14 protein-coding genes are annotated in these 16913 nt (G+C 58.7%); 4 read left to right on the forward strand and 10 right to left on the reverse strand.

Annotation, left to right across the window (positions count from 1 at the left end; translation table 11 throughout):
* Nucleotides 1-6: 6 nt before the first annotated feature.
* The 7 genes from aroB to GYM54_RS11185 are packed head-to-tail and all read right to left on the reverse strand — an operon-like array spanning nucleotide 7 to nucleotide 6663.
* Nucleotides 7-1110 carry a 3-dehydroquinate synthase gene (gene aroB / locus GYM54_RS11155; protein ID WP_181104591.1) on the reverse strand — a complete coding sequence of 368 codons (1104 nt, stop codon included), beginning with the start codon at nucleotides 1108-1110 and terminating at the stop codon, nucleotides 7-9.
* Between the two features lie 23 nt (nucleotides 1111-1133).
* Nucleotides 1134-1679: a shikimate kinase AroK gene (gene aroK, locus GYM54_RS11160; RefSeq protein WP_181104593.1), complete on the reverse strand. Its 546-nt coding sequence runs from the start codon at nucleotides 1677-1679 to the stop codon at nucleotides 1134-1136.
* Nucleotides 1680-1686: 7 nt separating this feature from the next.
* Nucleotides 1687-3831, reverse strand: a complete 2145-nt coding sequence (pilQ, locus tag GYM54_RS11165) for a type IV pilus secretin PilQ (RefSeq protein WP_181104595.1) — start codon at nucleotides 3829-3831, stop codon at nucleotides 1687-1689.
* A gap of 51 nt (nucleotides 3832-3882) precedes the next feature.
* Entirely contained in the window at nucleotides 3883-4410 is a 528-nt protein-coding gene (gene pilP, locus GYM54_RS11170; RefSeq protein WP_181104597.1) for a type 4a pilus biogenesis lipoprotein PilP, read from the reverse strand.
* Nucleotides 4407-5030: a type 4a pilus biogenesis protein PilO gene (gene pilO, locus GYM54_RS11175; protein WP_131651787.1), complete on the reverse strand. Its 624-nt coding sequence runs from the start codon at nucleotides 5028-5030 to the stop codon at nucleotides 4407-4409. The genes pilP and pilO overlap by 4 nt, the downstream gene beginning before the upstream one ends.
* Entirely contained in the window at nucleotides 5027-5599 is a 573-nt protein-coding gene (pilN, locus tag GYM54_RS11180; RefSeq protein WP_131651786.1) for a type 4a pilus biogenesis protein PilN, read from the reverse strand. Before pilN ends, pilO begins: the two co-directional genes overlap by 4 nt.
* Complete coding sequence (locus GYM54_RS11185; protein ID WP_181104793.1) at nucleotides 5599-6663, reverse strand: pilus assembly protein PilM; 1065 nt, start codon at nucleotides 6661-6663, stop codon at nucleotides 5599-5601. The genes pilN and GYM54_RS11185 overlap by 1 nt, the downstream gene beginning before the upstream one ends.
* A 184-nt stretch (nucleotides 6664-6847) precedes the next feature.
* Here GYM54_RS11185 and GYM54_RS11190 point away from each other — a divergent pair, with 184 nt between their 5' ends.
* Nucleotides 6848-9292 (forward strand): penicillin-binding protein 1A, encoded by a 2445-nt coding sequence (locus tag GYM54_RS11190; RefSeq protein ID WP_197445225.1) that lies wholly within the window; start codon nucleotides 6848-6850, stop codon nucleotides 9290-9292.
* Nucleotides 9293-9449: 157 nt separating this feature from the next.
* Here the strand turns inward: GYM54_RS11190 and GYM54_RS11195 are convergent, their stop codons facing one another.
* The 3 genes from GYM54_RS11195 to rpmE all read right to left on the reverse strand — a co-directional run bounded on the left by GYM54_RS11195 (nucleotide 9450) and on the right by rpmE (nucleotide 11919).
* Nucleotides 9450-10718 (reverse strand): malic enzyme-like NAD(P)-binding protein, encoded by a 1269-nt coding sequence (locus GYM54_RS11195; RefSeq protein ID WP_131651783.1) that lies wholly within the window; start codon nucleotides 10716-10718, stop codon nucleotides 9450-9452.
* Between the two features lie 170 nt (nucleotides 10719-10888).
* Entirely contained in the window at nucleotides 10889-11683 is a 795-nt protein-coding gene (locus GYM54_RS11200; protein WP_197445226.1) for a thermonuclease family protein, read from the reverse strand.
* A gap of 23 nt (nucleotides 11684-11706) precedes the next feature.
* Entirely contained in the window at nucleotides 11707-11919 is a 213-nt protein-coding gene (gene rpmE / locus GYM54_RS11205; protein WP_131651781.1) for a 50S ribosomal protein L31, read from the reverse strand.
* A 210-nt stretch (nucleotides 11920-12129) separates the two neighbouring features.
* Between rpmE and GYM54_RS11210 the strand changes: the two genes are divergently transcribed.
* The 3 genes from GYM54_RS11210 (at nucleotide 12130) to GYM54_RS11220 (ending at nucleotide 16890) form a co-directional block, all read left to right on the forward strand.
* Nucleotides 12130-14352, forward strand: a complete 2223-nt coding sequence (locus tag GYM54_RS11210; protein WP_181104601.1) for a primosomal protein N' — start codon at nucleotides 12130-12132, stop codon at nucleotides 14350-14352.
* A 138-nt stretch (nucleotides 14353-14490) separates the two neighbouring features.
* Entirely contained in the window at nucleotides 14491-16230 is a 1740-nt protein-coding gene (gene argS / locus GYM54_RS11215; RefSeq protein WP_181104603.1) for an arginine--tRNA ligase, read from the forward strand.
* A complete protein-coding gene (locus GYM54_RS11220; protein WP_131651778.1) occupies nucleotides 16231-16890 on the forward strand; it encodes an SPOR domain-containing protein in 660 nt (219 codons plus the stop codon).
* Nucleotides 16891-16913: the final 23 nt, after the last annotated feature.

A 16913-nucleotide genomic window follows, 5' to 3' on the forward strand; every position in this document is an offset into this window, starting at 1 on the left:
CATCTCTTAAATGTTCGACTCTTGGGCAAGCGCGTCGTAATTGACGTTCAATGTGGCTTCCAGCATCTGACGAGGAAAGTCACCCGTTACTACGGCTTCGCCCAACCGTTTGAGCAGCACCAACCTCAACTTCCCGTTCAGAACCTTCTTGTCGACCGCCATGTGCTGAAGAAAATCCGCGGCGCTCATATTGGTTGGTGGTACGACAGGCAGGCCGGCGCGCGCCAGCAACCGCACGGCTCGGTTACGCTCATTGGCGGCGATCCACCCAAGTTGCCGCGACATTTCGAGAGCCATGACCGTACCCGCCGATACGGCTTCACCATGCAGCCACACGCCGTAGCCCTGATAAGTCTCGATGGCATGACCAAAGGTATGGCCGAGATTGAGCGTGGCGCGAATGCCCGACTCCCGCTCGTCCGCTCCCACCACCCTGGCCTTCGCCGCACAGGAGCGCCGTATAGCTTCGGTAAGCGCCGCATGATCAAGGCTGCGAAGCGAGTCGATATTGTCTTCGAGCCAGCTCAGGAACGGCTCGTCGCAGATCAAGCCATACTTGATCACCTCAGCCAGACCAGCCGATAACTCGCGCGGCGGTAAGGTCGACAAGGTTGCGATGTCGATCAGCACTGCCTGCGGCTGGTAGAAGGCACCGACCATGTTCTTGCCAAGCGGGTGATTGATGCCCGTCTTACCGCCCACGGACGAATCGACCTGGGACAGCAGTGTCGTCGGGACTTGAATGAAATCAACGCCACGCTGGTAACAGGCGGCCGCAAAACCGGCCATGTCACCTATGACACCGCCACCCAACGCGATGACCGTGGTGTTGCGGTCATGCCTGGCCGTCAGCAAAGCATCGAAAATCGACTGCAGAGTTTGCCAGTTTTTGTGCGCTTCTCCGTCTGGCAGAACCACGGAAGTGACCGAGTAATCAGCGAGACTGCGCGAAAGCCGGTCAAGATAAAGCGGCGCAACGGTATCGTTGGTAACGATCGCAACTTGCTTGCCACGAATGTGACGGGACAACAGATCACCACGATCGATGAGCTGCTCGCCAATGAATATCGGATAGCTTCGCTCGCCGAGATCGACATGTAGAGTCTGCATAGGGGGCCCACGATTAAAGGGAGCTAGGATAACGCAGATCGACCCAGGCTTTCACGAGGCGCTAGAGCTTGAAGCTGCCCAATGATTTCCACCACGACCAGGCGTGGGGGACGCTCATCCGTCTGGACCACAATGTCCGCGATTTCACGGTACAGCGGATCCCGCACAGCCATCAGATTGGTGAGAATCTCGCGGGGATTGGGCGTTTGCAACAGCGGACGGTTGCGGTCCCGAGAGGTGCGGTCGAGCTGCTGCTCAACCGAAGTACAGAGGTAAATCACCCGCCCGCCAGCACATAACACCTGACGATTGTCCGCTCGGAGCACCGCACCACCGCCAGTTGCCAGCACGACGCCGTCTATCTGGCACAATTCATTGATAGCGACGTGCTCCCTTTCACGGAAGCCCTGCTCTCCCTCGACATCGAATATCAGCGGGATGCTTGCACCGGTGCGTTGTTCGATCTCCTTGTCGGAATCCCGAAAAGGGAGGCGAAGCTCCTTGGCGAGCAAGCGCCCGATGGTGCTTTTGCCAGCCCCCATCGGGCCGACGAGGATGATATTGGGCATTGGTTGTCTAACGGCTGGCTTGGATCGCCTGATTATTCATGATCCGAGGAGTAATGAATACCAGCAGCTCAGATTTCCGGTCTTGAATCAAATCACGACGGAATATCCGGCCTACGAACGGCAGATCGCCTAAGAACGGAACCTTGTCAACGGATTTGCTCTGAGTATTAGAGAACACACCGCCAATTACGATCGTCTCACCATCAGTGACCAAGACTTTTGCGTTGACCTCGTTTTTACGGATAGCAGGGATACCACCGGTGCTGGCAGCTTGCGAGAAATCAGGCTCATCCTTGGTGACCTTCACTTCCATGATGATGCGGTTATCAGGAGTGATTTGCGGAGTGACCTCCAAAGATAACGCCGCCTCCTTGAAAGAAGTGCTGGTCGCGCCACTGGAACTCGCCTCCTGATAGGGCACTTCCGAGCCTTTTAAGATTTTTGCGGTCTCCTTGTCTGCGGTAACGACCTTCGGTTGCGATACAACCTCTCCATTACCTGTTTTTTCCATGGCAGAGAGTTGAAGATCAAGGATGGCATTATTGGTGACGAAGCCCAAGCCAATCCCGGAGGTTGCACCGACTGCGCCCAAGTCAACAAAAGGAGTATTTAGAGGTACTTCACGAATCCCGGGGAAACGTCCGACCTGCTGGGAAGGAATATACCCCTCGTCACCCGGTTTACCGCTTGCATTAGGATCATCAGCTACGCCGAGCTGCCCGTTTTTGCCCCAAGCATTCCATTTGTCACCGGCCCAGAGATTCCCCCCCCAACGCACACCCAGGCTCTTGTCATAATCAACGTTAGCCTCGACTATGCGAGCCTCGATCATGACCTGACGTACGGGAATATCCAGTTGCGCCACGATGCGCCGCAGCTCGTCGAGCCGCTCCTGCGTCTGGTAGGCGATGATGTTGTTAGTGCGATCGTCAACAGAGATCGAACCGCGATCCCCACTGGCTCCGTCCGTGTCGGTAACCGACTGGAATAACCGCGCAATATCAGAAGCTTTGGCATAATTGACCTGCACGACCTCACGGCGTAGAGGCGCCAGTTCAGCGATCTGGCGCTGCGACTCTAACTCCTGACGCTCACGTGCAGCGATCTCGTCCGCTGGCGCTACCAGCAGCACGTTGCCAACCTGACGCTTGTCGAGCCCTTTGGTTTTCAGCACCAGATCCAGCGCCTGATCCCACGGCACGTTCTGCAGACGCAGCGTGATGTTGCCTTGCACGGTATCGCTGGCGACCAAGTTGAGATCGGTGAAATCCGCAATCAACTGGAGAACCGAGCGAACGTCGATATCCTGGAAATTCAGCGACAGCTTCTCTCCGGAATAGGTGAAGTGCTCGGCCTTGCGCTTCTCGGCGTCGGATTCGCTAAGCGGTTTGACGCTGATGGTCAGCTTGTCGTCGGTCTGGTACGCCAAGTAGTCGTAAAGGCCGCTGGGCTCGATGGCGATGTTTGCGCCCTCGGCCTTGCTGCTGGAATCGACGAACTTGACCGGCGTAGCGAAATCCTGCACGTCTAGCCTGACACGAAGCGACTCCGGCAGCTGCGTCTTGGCGAATGAAACCCGGATTTTGCCGCCCTGCTCTTCGATGCTCGGACTGATCGACGGGTCCGACAGTGTGATGATGACGTTACCGGCCCCATCTTCCCCACGACGGAAATCGATGTTACTGATCGCCTTGCCCGCAGCCACGGAGGCGGTCGGTTTTGCCTTGCTTAGCGGGGCCACCGGAGCGGCCGCTACAGCCGCGGTTGCTGCACCGCTTTCACCGAGCACGACGAACAAATTATTTCCGTCTACCCGAGTCGAATAAGGCACCAAGGAAGTGAGGTTTACGATGAGCCGCGTGCGACCTTGGGCCTCGACTACGGTCACACTGCGGGCATTACCGACACCAAGCTCGTGGTTTTTGGATTTCAGCTTGCTGGAAACACCTGGCAGGTCGAGCGCGATCCGCGCCGGCTGGTCGAGCGTATAACCCCGCGGGGTGGGCACAGGCTCATCGAAGGCCAGTTTAAGTTCAACGCGGTCACCGGGCAGCGAAGCGACATCGAGTGCATTGAGGTTCGCCGCCAGCAGCGCGGGCGAAATCATCGCCGCCAGCAGGGACAAGCCGAGACGAGAGAGAGTGGTATTCATAGAAGGATTCCGTTGTGCAGACCGGTAAAGGTTTTCCATTTTTGCCATGACTCAAGAACGCTCTTTCAAAGTCAGGCTGCGCGGGCGCTCAAGCCAACCACCCTCTCCGTCAGGAACGATTTCGAGCACATCCACCTCGGCTTCGCTGATATCAACGATACGACCATGGTTGCGCCCCAGATAGTCACCGACCTTGACTCGGTGAACCCCGTCACCACCTTTGATCAAGGCGTATCTCCCAGCATCATTGGTCAATGTTCCGACCATGACGAAGTTTTCGATATTGAACTCTTCGAGGAACTGCTTGATGCGAGTCTCGTCAGGCCGAATGTCTTTCGATCCTTTTTGCCGCTGGGTCAGGTCGATCTTCATTGGCGGCTGAAATGGATGCCGCAGCGAGGCCGCGCTATAGGTGAAGGCCTCGTATGGCAAGAACGCTGGCAATGGCTCGATCGTTCCTTTCGGCTCGGCCCGCACGTCGTCCATGTAAGCGCGCAGATCCTCGAAGTCACTGCTGACGCCACAGCCAGTCAGCAAAACTAGAGCCATGCCCAGTGCAATATTTCGGGCTCCATTCATTTCTGCAGCCCCTTGTCGTTGTAGCGGTAGGTCTTGGCCAGAACGCTCATGTGCAGCTTGGAAGAAGAATCCTTGCTGAGAGGCTTGATCTCGAAGTCATGCAGGGTGACGATCCGCGGCAGGCTCGCCACTCCACTGACAAAAGTCGCAAGATCGTGATAACCGCCAACCACTTTGATCTGTATCGGCAGTTCGATGTAGAACTGCTGGGTAACTTCTGGCTGCAGCTTGATTTCTTCGAACTCGAGCCCGCTACCCAAACCGGTATGAGTGATGTCTTCAAGCAAGCCTGGAACTTCAGTGTCGCTGGGCAGCTGGCGTAGCAACGCGCCAAACGACGCCTCCATTTCCACCATCTGCGCCTTGTAAGCCTCAAGGTTCGCAGCCTGGAACGCTTTCGAAGAGAACTGCTGCTTCAAGGTCTCCTCTTGAGCCTTCTGCTGATCAAGTCCGGCCTGCAGATCGCTGAGATGGAAGTAATAGCCTCCTCCGAGCAACAGAACCATCAGCAGTATCGCGGCGATAACCTTCACCGCGGCGGGCCATGAGCCCAAATTATTCATATCCAGGTCGGCGAGATCGACGCTGCGCAGGCTTTCCAGAGAACTAGCCAGACTCATGGCTTATCTCCTTCAGCAACTGCGGCCGGCTGCGTCTGCTGCACCGTTAGCTGGAACATGTTCTCCTGATCCACTGCACCAGCAGTAACAGCCTTCACTTCGTTGAGGTTTGGCGCTTCCAGCCATTCAGATCCATCCAAATTGCGCATCAGGTTTGAGACCCGGTTATTGGATTCCGCGCCGCCAACGATGGCGATGTTCTTGCCGGTCATTTTCAGCTCGGTGAAATACACGCCATCGGGAAGCGTACGTACCAGTTGATCGAACACCCTGCCAATGATGGGGCGATTGCCCTGCAGGTCCTGAATGATCTTCATACGTTCGAGCAATTGCTGCCGACGCTCACGCAACTCTTTGATCTCGGCGATTCGCGCATCCAGAACGGCAATCTCCTTGCGGACGAAGTCGTTCCGCGCGTTCTGCCGCTCGATGGCGTGATTGAGGTACTGATCTGCGAGAAACAACAGGCCCGCCGCCAGGATTGCAACGCCGGCGAGGGAAACCAGAAAGCGCTGCTTACGCTCTTCGCGAAGCTGCTCTCGCCAAGGTAAAAGGTTGATCCGGGCCATCAGTCGAAACTCCTCAAGGCCAACCCACAGGCAATCATTAGCGATGGCGCATCACTAGCCAGTGCACCCGCGTTAACCTTGCCGCTCAAAGCCATATCGGCAAAAGGGTTGGCGACTAAAGTCTGGGTTCCGATTTTCTGCTGAATCAACCGATCCAGCCCGGGGATTGAAGCCGTACCGCCCGCCAAAAGGATGTAGTCCACATCATGGAACTGCCCCGCAGCGAAGAAGAACTGCAGCGAGCGTGAAACCTGCTGAACAACCGCCTCTTTGAACGGCTGCAACACTTCGCTGTCATAGTCGTCTGGAAGGCCTCCCTGCTTTTTGGCCAGACCGGCCTCTTCCATCGAAAGGCCGTAGCGACGCTGGATTTCCTCGGTGAGCTGGCGGCCACCGAACAACTGTTCGCGCGTATAGATGGTGCGACCGTTATGCAGCACGCTCAGCGTGGTCATGGTCGCGCCGATATCCACGAGCGCCACCGTCAGCTCATCATGACCAGCGCCCAATTGCGGCGCCAATAGATTGTAAGAACGCTCCAGCGCATAGGCTTCGACATCAACGACCTTGGCCGTCAACCCCGCTAGGGCGAGCGCCGCCTCGCGAATCTCCACGTTCTCCTTGCGGCACGCGGCCAGAAGCACTTCGACGCGTCCGGGAGAACGAGGCGCAGCACCCTGCACTTCGAAATCGATCGCGACCTCTTCCAGCGGATAAGGAATGTACTGGTCCGCCTCGATCTTCAACTGGTTTTCCAGATCGTCATCAGACAATCCGGCTTCCATCTCGATGCTCTTGGTGATGACTGCCGAGCCGGAAACGGCTACGGCGGTCGACTTGACTCCGGTTTTGGCCTTGGCCAACAACCGAGTCAGCGCCTGACCTACACCTTCGAGTTCAGCAATGTTCTTTTCCACCACGGCATTTGGCGGAAGCGGTTCGACCGCATAGGACTCAACCCTATATCGGGAGCCTGAGCGGCTTAATTCGAGTAGCTTGACGGACGTCGAACTGATGTCGATCCCAAGCAGCGTGTTCGCTTTCTTAGTGAAGAGCCCTAGCACGGCCGATTTCCTATCTTTATCCGCCACTTACGGATTAATTATGTTTGTCCGCATTAGATAACAGCCTTGACAGAAGCGCAAATGGCTCCCCGGCAAAAAAACCGCTTATAATGTGAACGGTTTTTCCTTTCAGCATCGTCTGCGGCTTACACCTCATTCCCCACCCTGGATTCAAAGAACCCCGATGCGTTTTCTGAAGTTTTTCCTATGGTCGTGCCTGGCTATTTTCTGCGGGCTTTTGCTCAGTTTGAGTGGCGCTTTCCTGTATCTCAGCCCCAACTTGCCGTCGGTCGAATCGCTGCGCAGCATCCAGCTTCAGATACCGCTGCGCGTCTATAGCAATGACAACAAGCTGATCGCCGAGTATGGCGAAATGCGTCGCTCCCCTATCGACTTCGACGAAATACCCAAAGACTTCATCGCCGCGCTGTTGGCCGCCGAAGACGATAACTTCGCTAACCATTATGGCGTCGACGTGAAAAGCCTGATGCGCGCTGCCACGCAATTATTGAAAACCGGCCAGATTCAGACCGGCGGCAGCACCATTACCATGCAGGTCGCAAAAAATTACTTCCTGACCAGCGAGCGGAGCTTTTCGCGCAAGATCAACGAGATACTCCTTGCGCTCCAGATCGAAAGAGAGCTGAGCAAGGACGAGATTCTCGAGCTGTACGTCAACAAAATCTATCTAGGCAATCGCGCCTATGGCATCGAGGCCGCAGCCCACGTCTACTATGGCAAATCAATGAGCGAGCTGAGTCTGGCGCAAATGGCGATGATCGCGGGCCTACCCAAGGCGCCATCGGCTTTCAATCCGCTGGCCAACGCTGAACGCGCCAAGGAGCGGCGTGACTGGATTCTGGGCCGGATGTATCGACTGGGAAGAATAGACGAGGCGTGCTACCAACAAGCACTGGCGGAAGTTGTCGACGCGTCCTATCACGGCTCCTCGCCCGAACTCAACGCCCCTTATATAGCCGAAATGGCGCGCGCTGAAATGGTGGGCCGCTTCGGCAGCGCAGCCTACACCGACGGTTTCCGCGTTTATACCACCACAACCAGTGAACGCCAGATTGCCGCCAATGAGGCTCTGACACGGGGCTTGATCGAATACGACCAGCGTCACGGCTATCGTGGTCCGGAAGCTCAGCTGGCAGGTACTGATCGTGAAGAATGGCTGAAAGAACTGGGCACTTATCGCAGCCAGTCCGGCCTGCTACCCGCTGTAGTCAGTGCGATTTCCAAAGACGCCATCAAGGTCATCCTTCGTGACGGCAGCGAGCGGAGCATCGGATGGGAGAGCATGAGGTGGGCCCGCCCGTTCATCAACAGCAACAGCCTTGGGCCGCAACCCAAAGCCCCATCGGATGTAGTCAACGTCGGGGACGTGATCCGCGTCAGCATCACGGGTGATGAAGAAACGCTGTTCACTCAAGTGCCTCAAGTGCAGGGCGCTCTTGTATCTATCGACCCTATTGATGGCTCTATCGAAGCCTTGACCGGCGGCTTTTCCTTTGGCCAAAGCAATTACAACCGTGCCATCCAGGCCAAGCGCCAACCTGGATCCAGCTTCAAACCCTTCGTCTACAGCGCGGCACTGGATGCCGGATTTACCCCCGCAACCCTGGTAAACGACTCACCTATCGTCTTCGTCGAGGAAGGCCTCGATCGCGTTTGGCGCCCAAAGAATGACAACAACACGTTCCTAGGTCCGATACGCCTGCGCGAAGCCCTGTACAAGTCGCGCAATCTGGTTTCGATTCGCCTTATGCAAACCCTGGGCATTCCCTACACGGTCGACTACATCAAGCGCTTTGGCTTCAAAGGCGAGGACCTGCCCCCGAACCTCTCGCTCGCACTTGGCACCGCAACCCTGACCCCCATGGAAGTCACCATCGGCTGGACCGCTTTCGCCAATGGTGGTTACAAGATCGAACCCTACCTGATCGAGCGGATCGAGGATCGAGATGGTAAGACCATATTCGAGGCAAATCCTGTGCGCGTGCCGCAACGCAGCGCCGCTCAAGTGGAAGATGGTGAAGCACAGGTGACCACTTACGCTCAGAGCGACGTCCCGCCGATGGGCACATCGGAGCTAGACACGCAGCAACCGCTGCATGCCGAGCAAATCATCGATGAGCGCACCGCGTACATCATGACTAGCATGCTGCAGGACGTTATCAAGCGCGGCACGGGCAGAAAGGCGCTGGCGATGGGACGTAGCGATATCGCCGGGAAGACCGGCACCACAAACGAGTCCAAGGACAGCTGGTTTTCCGGCTATAACGCGGATATCGTGACAACGGTCTGGGCCGGCTTCGATCAGCCACAAACGCTTGGTCGGCGGGAGTACGGAGGAACGGTGGCGCTGCCTATCTGGATCGATTACATGAGTTCGGTACTGGAAGGCACTCCCGAGCATGCACCTGCCGAGCCCGAAGGAATCCTGACACTGCGGATCGACCCGAAAAGCGGCCGCGCAGCTTCTCCGGGCACACCAGATGCCTATTTCGAAATCTTTCGAAGTGAAGACTCACCGCCCAACATGGATGACGAGATCATTCCTGGCTCCACGTTGCCCGGCAGTCCGCTACCTGCGTCCGAAGCCGCACCCATCGACCTGTTCTAACCCACCAGAACGGCTCAGCTGTGACAGCGACTGAGCTATTCAGATCTTTAAGGCAATTCTTCTCCATTAAAAAGCAGCGCCAAATAAAAAACCCCGACCGAAGCCGGGGTTTTTTCATGCTGCAAGCCCCGCCAAAGCGGGGCCATGCCAGACCTAGTCAGACATTGAACACGTCGTCGACCGATTTGAGCGGATAGTTCGACGGGTACGGCAGGGTCGCCACGCCACTTTCGATCGCCGCCTTGGCCACCGCATCGGAAACGAGGGTAATCAAGCGTGGATCCATCGGCTTCGGAATGATGTATTCACGACCGAACTGCAGCTGCTCTACGCCATAAGCGGAGGCTACTTCAGCCGGAACCGGAAGTTTGGCCAAGTCTCGCAGCGCCAGCGCGGCGGCGATCTTCATTTCCTCGTTGATGCGCGACGCACGAACGTCCAATGCCCCACGGAAAATGAAAGGGAAACCCAGCACATTGTTGACCTGGTTCGGGTAATCCGAGCGCCCCGTCGCCATGATCACATCGGAACGTGTCGCGCGTGCCAGTTCCGGGCTGATCTCAGGATCCGGGTTCGAGCAAGCAAAGACTACCGGGTTCGCCGCCATGCGATTGAGTCCTTCAGCGCTCAGCAGGTTGGCGCCAGACAAACCAACGAAGACATCCGCGCCATCGAGCGCATCATCCAGCGTGCGCTTGTCGGTTTCGTGAGCAAATACAGCCTTGTACTGGTTTAGGTCGTCGCGGCCGGCATGGATGACACCCTTGCGATCGATCATGAAGATGTTCTCGATCTTCGCACCCATGCTCACCAGCAACTTCATGCAGGAAGTCGCCGCAGCGCCCGCACCGAGGCAGACAATCTTGGCCTGTTCCAGCGTTTTGCCGGCGATTTCCAGTGCGTTGAGCATGCCCGCCGCGGTAACGATGGCAGTACCGTGCTGGTCATCATGAAACACCGGGATGTCGCACTGCTCGATCAGCGCGCGCTCGATCTCGAAGCATTCCGGGGCCTTGATATCTTCCAGGTTGATGCCACCGAAGGTGATGGAGATGCGCTTGACCGTATCAATGAAGGCCTGCGGGCTTTCCGCATCGACTTCGATATCGAACACGTCGACGCCGGCGAAGCGCTTGAACAGGACACCCTTGCCTTCCATAACCGGCTTGGATGCCAACGGCCCAAGGTTGCCAAGGCCAAGAATCGCGGTGCCATCGGAAATCACAGCGACCAGATTGCCTTTACCGGTGTATCGGTAAGCCAGCTCCGGGTCACGGCCGATTTCTCGTACCGGCTCTGCTACGCCAGGGCTGTAGGCCAATGCCAGGTCCCGAGCGGTGGAAGTGGGCTTGGTCAACTCGACGCTCAGCTTTCCCGGACGGGGCTTGGCGTGGTATTCGAGCGCGGCTGTTTTCAGGTCAGTCATGGGGCATTTCCGCTTGTTTTTTCTGGGACAGACAGGCCGCCGAGCATACGCCAAGACTGATCGCCGTCACAACCCAATGGAAAAAGCTGACTGTCAAGTGCTCGCTCTACGACCTTCAGATGACAGGCGAGCAACGATCCCTATACCTCCTGCGCCGCGCGTAAAACGCGTCAGGGCAGCGGAGCGAGCATCGATGGATGGCTTATTCTCAGCAACCAGCGCGCCTGCTGCGACAAATTCGCGCGCCCCTTGCGATCGACCACCCAACCCCTTGCCTCGATCTCTTTGCCGGGCAGGTCTTTCAATGAATCGTCAAACCCCGCAACGGCATCGCGCGGAATCTGCAGGACCAATGGGCCGTCCAGTTCCAGCCAGACGCCACCCCGATTCATCTCCAGCCGATCGACACGTGCCCGGACCAGCGCAAAACCGCCATGGCGTAAACGCTCCGTCGAGATTACCGGAGATCGGCGCCATACCCCCTCGCCAGCGGAGCGGGCCTGACGCTCTACAGCTCGGTGGCAATCGGCCAACAAGCTATTGGGCGCGATAGCCACAAAGAAACCCAGCCCTTCGGCAAGCAGCACAGCTTCCAGGTTCTCGCCGCGATCGTTGAAGGCATGGGCCAGAAGACGGCCGTAGTGATCCCGAGCCTGTTGACCGAGGCGCAGATCCAACCGCCCACCGCTGGCTTTCACCAATGCCTGCAGTCGCTGCCGGGCCGCATCCGCGAAAGGCTCGGCACTGCGTCCCTTGCGGCCCATCTCGGGCGCATTCACGCCAATGAGGCGCACGTTGCGCCCATCGGCCAGGCGCAACGTATCGCCATCGATGACCGCCGCCACCTTTACGCGTGACAGCGGACCACTGACGGGACAGAACGCCTGCGCCTGCAGGCTGAAAATGGCACAAACAAAAAAGGCGCCCACCAGGGACGCCTTTTTCAGTTGCTCGGAAAACCTCATGGGATTTCCGTCGCGGCGACAGCTTACTTGGCGCCGAACACACCGAAACGCTGCTTGAAGCGGTCGATACGGCCGCCGGTATCCAGCACTTTCTGCTTGCCGGTGTAGAACGGATGGCACTCGGAGCAGACGTCGATGCTCAGATCTTTGCCCAGCGTGGAGCGAGTCTTGATAACGTTGCCGCAGCTGCAAGTGGCGTCGATTTCAACGTAATTAGGATGGATATCGGCTTTCATGGAAAAATCCTCTAGGACTTGTGCCGCCACCCGACCCTATGTCGAGTACCGCACGGAAGGGCGCGAATGATACCAGAGCCCGATATCGATGCAAGGACAGCTGATCGCCTCATATAGTGCCGATGCGGCCACCCGCCCCGCTCAAGGCATCGCGACACTGTCATCGCGCCGTATCGTTTAAGATCGGCATTCGTCGCCAAGGACTACCGCGTGCCCCAACCCATACTCCGTCTCGCGCTCCCCTCTCCGCTGCGCAGACTCTTCGACTACCTTCCACCCGCTAGCGCCCCACCCGCGTCGCTGCAGCCAGGCATGCGGCTGCGCGTGCCGTTCGGGCGGCGTGAAATCGTCGGGGTTCTGGTGGAGGTCGTTGATCATAGTGCGGTCCCCGAAGCGAAGCTCAAACCGGCGCTGGAGCTGCTCGATACACGCTCCCCGCTCCCGTCCGCTCTGTTCAGATTGTGTCTGTGGACTGCCCAGTATTATCAGCACAGCTTGGGCGATACCTTCAGTTGGGCACTGCCGGTTCTGTTGCGCCAGGGCGAACCCGCCGAGGCAAGACAGGAGCGTTTCTGGCATGTCACCGACGGGGCGCGGCCCGAAGACCCTCGCCTCAGCCGAGCTCCGCGTCAGCGCGAGGCGTTGAGAACCATCGCCCAACATCCCCACGGCGTGGCCCACTCATTACTCACCCAGTTGGAACTGAGCAAGGACAGCCTGGATCTGCTGCTGCAAAAGGGTTTGTTACGCATCGAGACCCGCCGTAGTCATCAGGTTCAGCGCCATCAGGGCAGCTGGCTGCTACAGCCTGAACTGCCGCTGAATCAGGAACAACGCGCCGCGTTCGAAGCCATTCGCGCCGGCCTGGATGGGTTCCAGGTATCTCTGCTGGCAGGCGTCACCGGCAGCGGCAAGACCGAGGTCTATCTGCAGCTGATCCACCAGGTGCTCAAAGCCGGCCAGCAGGCCTTGGTGCTGATCCCCGAAATCAACCTCGGCCCGCAAACCCTGGCCCGCTTTGAGAAGCGCTTCAACGCCCGCATCGCCCTACTGCACTCCAACGTCAACGACCGTGAACGCCTGGATGCCTGGCTGGCGGCACGGGACGGCGAGGCGGACATCATCATCGGCACCCGCTCAGCGCTGTTCACCCCCATGAAAAGCCCCGGGCTGATCATCCTCGACGAGGAGCATGACGCCTCGTATAAACAGCAGGAAGGCCTGCGCTACCACGCCCGTGATCTGGCAATCGTCAGAGCACGCCAGGAGAATCTGCCGGTTCTGCTGGGGTCGGCCACACCCTCACTGGAAAGCCTGCACAATGCCCACAGCGGCCGCTACGCCCTGCTAAAGCTGACCCAGCGCGCTGGCGATGCGCAGGCCCCACGCTTTCTGCGTCTGGATGTGAAAAGTCGACCTCTGGACTCAGGCATCTCCGGCCCGCTGCAGCAGGCCATGGCCCAGACACTCGCTGCCGGACAACAGGTCCTCGTGTTCCTGAACCGCCGCGGCTTCGCTCCATCGCTGCTTTGCCACGATTGCGGCTGGCTCAGCCAATGCCCGCGTTGTGACGCCAGAATGACCCTGCATCAGCGTCACAACGAGCTACGCTGCCACCATTGCGGCCACGCCGAACGCCCACCGCGCAGTTGCCCGGATTGCAACAGCGTCGATCTACGCCCCGTTGGAACCGGTACCGAGCGCGCCGAAGAACGATTGGGCATCATCTTTCCGGACTATCCTGTGCTGCGCATTGATCGCGACAGCACTTCGCGCAAGGGCTCGATGGAGCAGCTGCTGGCCACCATCAACCGCGGCGAACCTTGCCTGCTGGTCGGCACCCAGATGCTTGCCAAAGGTCACCATTTCCCCCGCGTCACACTGGTCGCCATTCTCGACGCCGATGGCGGGCTGTTCTCGGCTGACTTCCGTGCCAGCGAGCGCATGGCCCAGCTGATCGTCCAGGTAGCCGGTCGCGCGGGCCGCGCCGAAGAGCCCGGCAAAGTCATCATTCAGACACACCTTGCCGATCACCCGCTGCTGGTCCAGCTCACCGAACAAGGCTATTTCGCCTTTGCCGACCAAGCACTGAGCGAGCGCCGTGCCGCCGGCCTGCCGCCATTTAGCCATCTGGCTCTGCTGCGTGCCGAGGCGACGAAGCCCGGTCAGGCCGAAGAATTCCTCGATAACGCCTGCCATGAGGCCGAACAGCTCATGGCGCAGTTCGGCCTCAGCGGTATCGAGCTGCTGGGACCGGTGCCGGCACCAATGGAGCGTCGCGCAGGGCGGTTCCGCGCCCAGCTGTTGCTGCAGGCCAATGCCCGCGCCCCTCTGCACAAGTTGATGGGCGCATGGCTGCCAATGGTCGAGCAACTTCCGTCCAGTCGCGCGGTGCGCTGGTCGCTGGATATAGATCCGATCGATTTGTTCTAACCCTGCCCTGCCGCAGCCATCCAGCTACAAACTTTCGTCGGCTTTTTGGCTTCCGCTTGCCGCTGGTGGCTTGTCGCTTGTCGCTGCTCTTATAATGCGCAGTTTTCGACCAAAGCCTCCGGGCCGACCGAGCAAACGATGAAAGACAGCATTCGCCACCTTATCCAGCAAGCCCTTGTTCGCCTCACCGCTGAAGGGGTGCTGCCTGAAGGATTGAGTCCGACCATCCAGGTGGAGAACACCCGCGACAAGACTCACGGCGACTTCGCCAGCAACATCGCCATGATGCTGGCCAAACCTGCCGGAATGAAACCCCGCGACCTCGCTCAGAAGCTCATCGAGGCATTACCGGCGGACCCCAGCGTTAGCAAGGTGGAGATCGCCGGCCCGGGCTTTCTCAACTTCTTTCAGAACAGCGCCGCGCTCGCCCAACGTCTTGACGCGGCTCTTGGCGACCCGCATCTCTGCGTCAGCAAGGCAAGTCCAAAGCAGCGAGTCGTGATTGACCTGTCGTCGCCGAACCTGGCGAAGGAAATGCACGTCGGCCACCTGCGCTCGACCATCATCGGCGATGCGGTGGCGCGCGTGCTGGAGTTTCTCGGTGATGAGGTGATCCGGCAGAACCACGTCGGTGATTGGGGTACGCAGTTCGGCATGTTGCTCGCTTACCTAGAGGAAAACCCCGCCGCCGCCGAAACCGAGCTGTCCGACCTGGAACAGTTCTATCGCGCCGCGAAACAGCGCTTCGATGATTCTGCCGCGTTCGCCGATCGAGCCCGTGAACTGGTAGTGAAGCTGCAGGCCGGCGACGCCGACTGCCTGCGCCTGTGGAATCGCTTCAACGAGATTTCCCTTTCGCACTGCCAGAAGGTCTACGACCGCCTGAACGTTAAACTCACCCCTGACGACGTCAAAGGCGAAAGTGCCTACAACGCCGAGCTGGGCGATATCGTCGAGTCATTGAAAGCCAAGGGGCTTTTGAGCGAGAGCAACGGCGCCCAGTGCGTGTTTCTCGAGGAATTCAAGAACGCCGAGGGCAACCCGCTCCCGGTCATCGTGCAGAAGGCCGGCGGCGGCTACCTCTATGCCACCACCGATCTGGCGTCCATGCGCTACCGCAGCCAGCAATTGAAAGCCGATCGCGCCCTGTACTTCGTCGATCAACGCCAGGCCCTGCACTTCCAGATGGCCTTCGAAGTCGCGCGCCTTGCCGGCTTCGTCAGCAGCGACATGCAGCTCGAGCACATGGGTTTCGGCACCATGAACGGTGCCGATGGCCGGCCATTCAAGACTCGCGACGGTGGCACCGTGAAGCTGGTCGACCTGCTCGACGAAGCCGAACAGCGCGCCTACAGCCTGGTGAAGGGCAAGAACCCGGATCTGGACGAGGCAGAGCTCCGCCAGATCGCTCGCGCCGTCGGTATCGGCGCAGTGAAATATGCGGACCTGTCCAAGCACCGCACCAGCGACTACAGCTTCAACTTCGAACAGATGCTCAGTTTCGAAGGCAACACCGCGCCCTATCTTCTCTATGCTTACACCCGCGTGGCCAGCGTGTTCCGCAAGCTTGGTACCGGGATGGACGGCCTGACCGGCGAGATACAGCTGCAAGCCGAACAGGAACAAGCGCTGGGCGCGAAGCTTGCCCAGTTCGCAGAAGTACTGAATGGTGTCGGCGAGAAGGGCGTCCCGCATTTGCTATGCAGCTACCTGTACGATCTGGCCGGGTTGTTTTCGAGCTTCTACGAACACTGCCCGATACTCACCGCCGATAGCGACACTGCGAAGCAGAGTCGCCTGCGCCTGGCCGCGCTGACCGGCAAGACCCTCAAGCAAGGCCTGGAATTGCTCGGCCTGGAAACCCTGGAGCGGATGTAAGTGGCAACCAGGAAAAAACCCGCCCCCAAGCGCGGGGCGAGCCGCTATCAGGCGCCCGCCAAAAAGCCCGTACCCGGCTGGGTCTGGCTGGTTTGTGGTTTGGTCATCGGCGGTTTCATCACGTTCCTGATGAACCTCGAACCCGGCCGGGACGAGATCAAGCGCACCACGGACGCACCCAAGCCTAAGGAGCAACCGAAGCGCTCCTTGCCGGCACAGGAGCAACCGGTAAAGCCCAAGTACGACTTCTATACGTTGCTACCTGAGTCCGAAGTGATTCTGCCGCCGGAAGCGTCTAAGCCCGAACCGCCCAAGCCGGTGACACCCGAAGAAGCCGCCAAGATCGACACGGCGCGGGCAGAAGCTGCGCTGAACGGCCAGGTACCGCCGCCTCCACCGCTGGTGGCCAAGGCGCCGGTTACCCAGTTCTTCCTGCAGGCCGGCTCGTTCCGCAAGCAGCAGGAAGCGGAAAAGGTCAGGGCTCAGATCATCCTGCTGGGTCAGGATGTGCGTGTCGAGAACGTCACCGTTCGTGATGAGGATTGGTACCGCGTTCTGGTCGGCCCCTTCGCCAATCGGGAGCAGCTTGGTCAGGCACAGAAGACGCTATCTGCAAGCGGCTACAACAACTTGCTGCTTCAGCAACGGCAGGCACGCTAAACCAAGGCGTCACCCGAAACACA

Source organism: Pseudomonas sp. MTM4 (assembly GCF_019355055.1).
Taxonomy (GTDB): Bacteria; Pseudomonadota; Gammaproteobacteria; order Pseudomonadales; family Pseudomonadaceae; genus Stutzerimonas.

Coding starts and splice junctions, on each gene's coding strand:
- GYM54_RS11200 (WP_197445226.1), bottom strand. CDS start 11,683: ATGAGGTTTTCCGAGCAACTGAAAAAGGCGTCCCTGGTGGGCGCCTTT.
- argS (WP_181104603.1), top strand. CDS start 14,491: ATGAAAGACAGCATTCGCCACCTTATCCAGCAAGCCCTTGTTCGCCTC.
- aroB (WP_181104591.1), bottom strand. CDS start 1,110: ATGCAGACTCTACATGTCGATCTCGGCGAGCGAAGCTATCCGATATTC.
- pilN (WP_131651786.1), bottom strand. CDS start 5,599: ATGGCCCGGATCAACCTTTTACCTTGGCGAGAGCAGCTTCGCGAAGAG.
- pilP (WP_181104597.1), bottom strand. CDS start 4,410: ATGAATGGAGCCCGAAATATTGCACTGGGCATGGCTCTAGTTTTGCTG.
- rpmE (WP_131651781.1), bottom strand. CDS start 11,919: ATGAAAGCCGATATCCATCCTAATTACGTTGAAATCGACGCCACTTGC.
- GYM54_RS11195 (WP_131651783.1), bottom strand. CDS start 10,718: ATGACTGACCTGAAAACAGCCGCGCTCGAATACCACGCCAAGCCCCGT.
- pilQ (WP_181104595.1), bottom strand. CDS start 3,831: ATGAATACCACTCTCTCTCGTCTCGGCTTGTCCCTGCTGGCGGCGATG.
- GYM54_RS11190 (WP_197445225.1), top strand. CDS start 6,848: ATGCGTTTTCTGAAGTTTTTCCTATGGTCGTGCCTGGCTATTTTCTGC.
- pilO (WP_131651787.1), bottom strand. CDS start 5,030: ATGAGTCTGGCTAGTTCTCTGGAAAGCCTGCGCAGCGTCGATCTCGCC.
- aroK (WP_181104593.1), bottom strand. CDS start 1,679: ATGCCCAATATCATCCTCGTCGGCCCGATGGGGGCTGGCAAAAGCACC.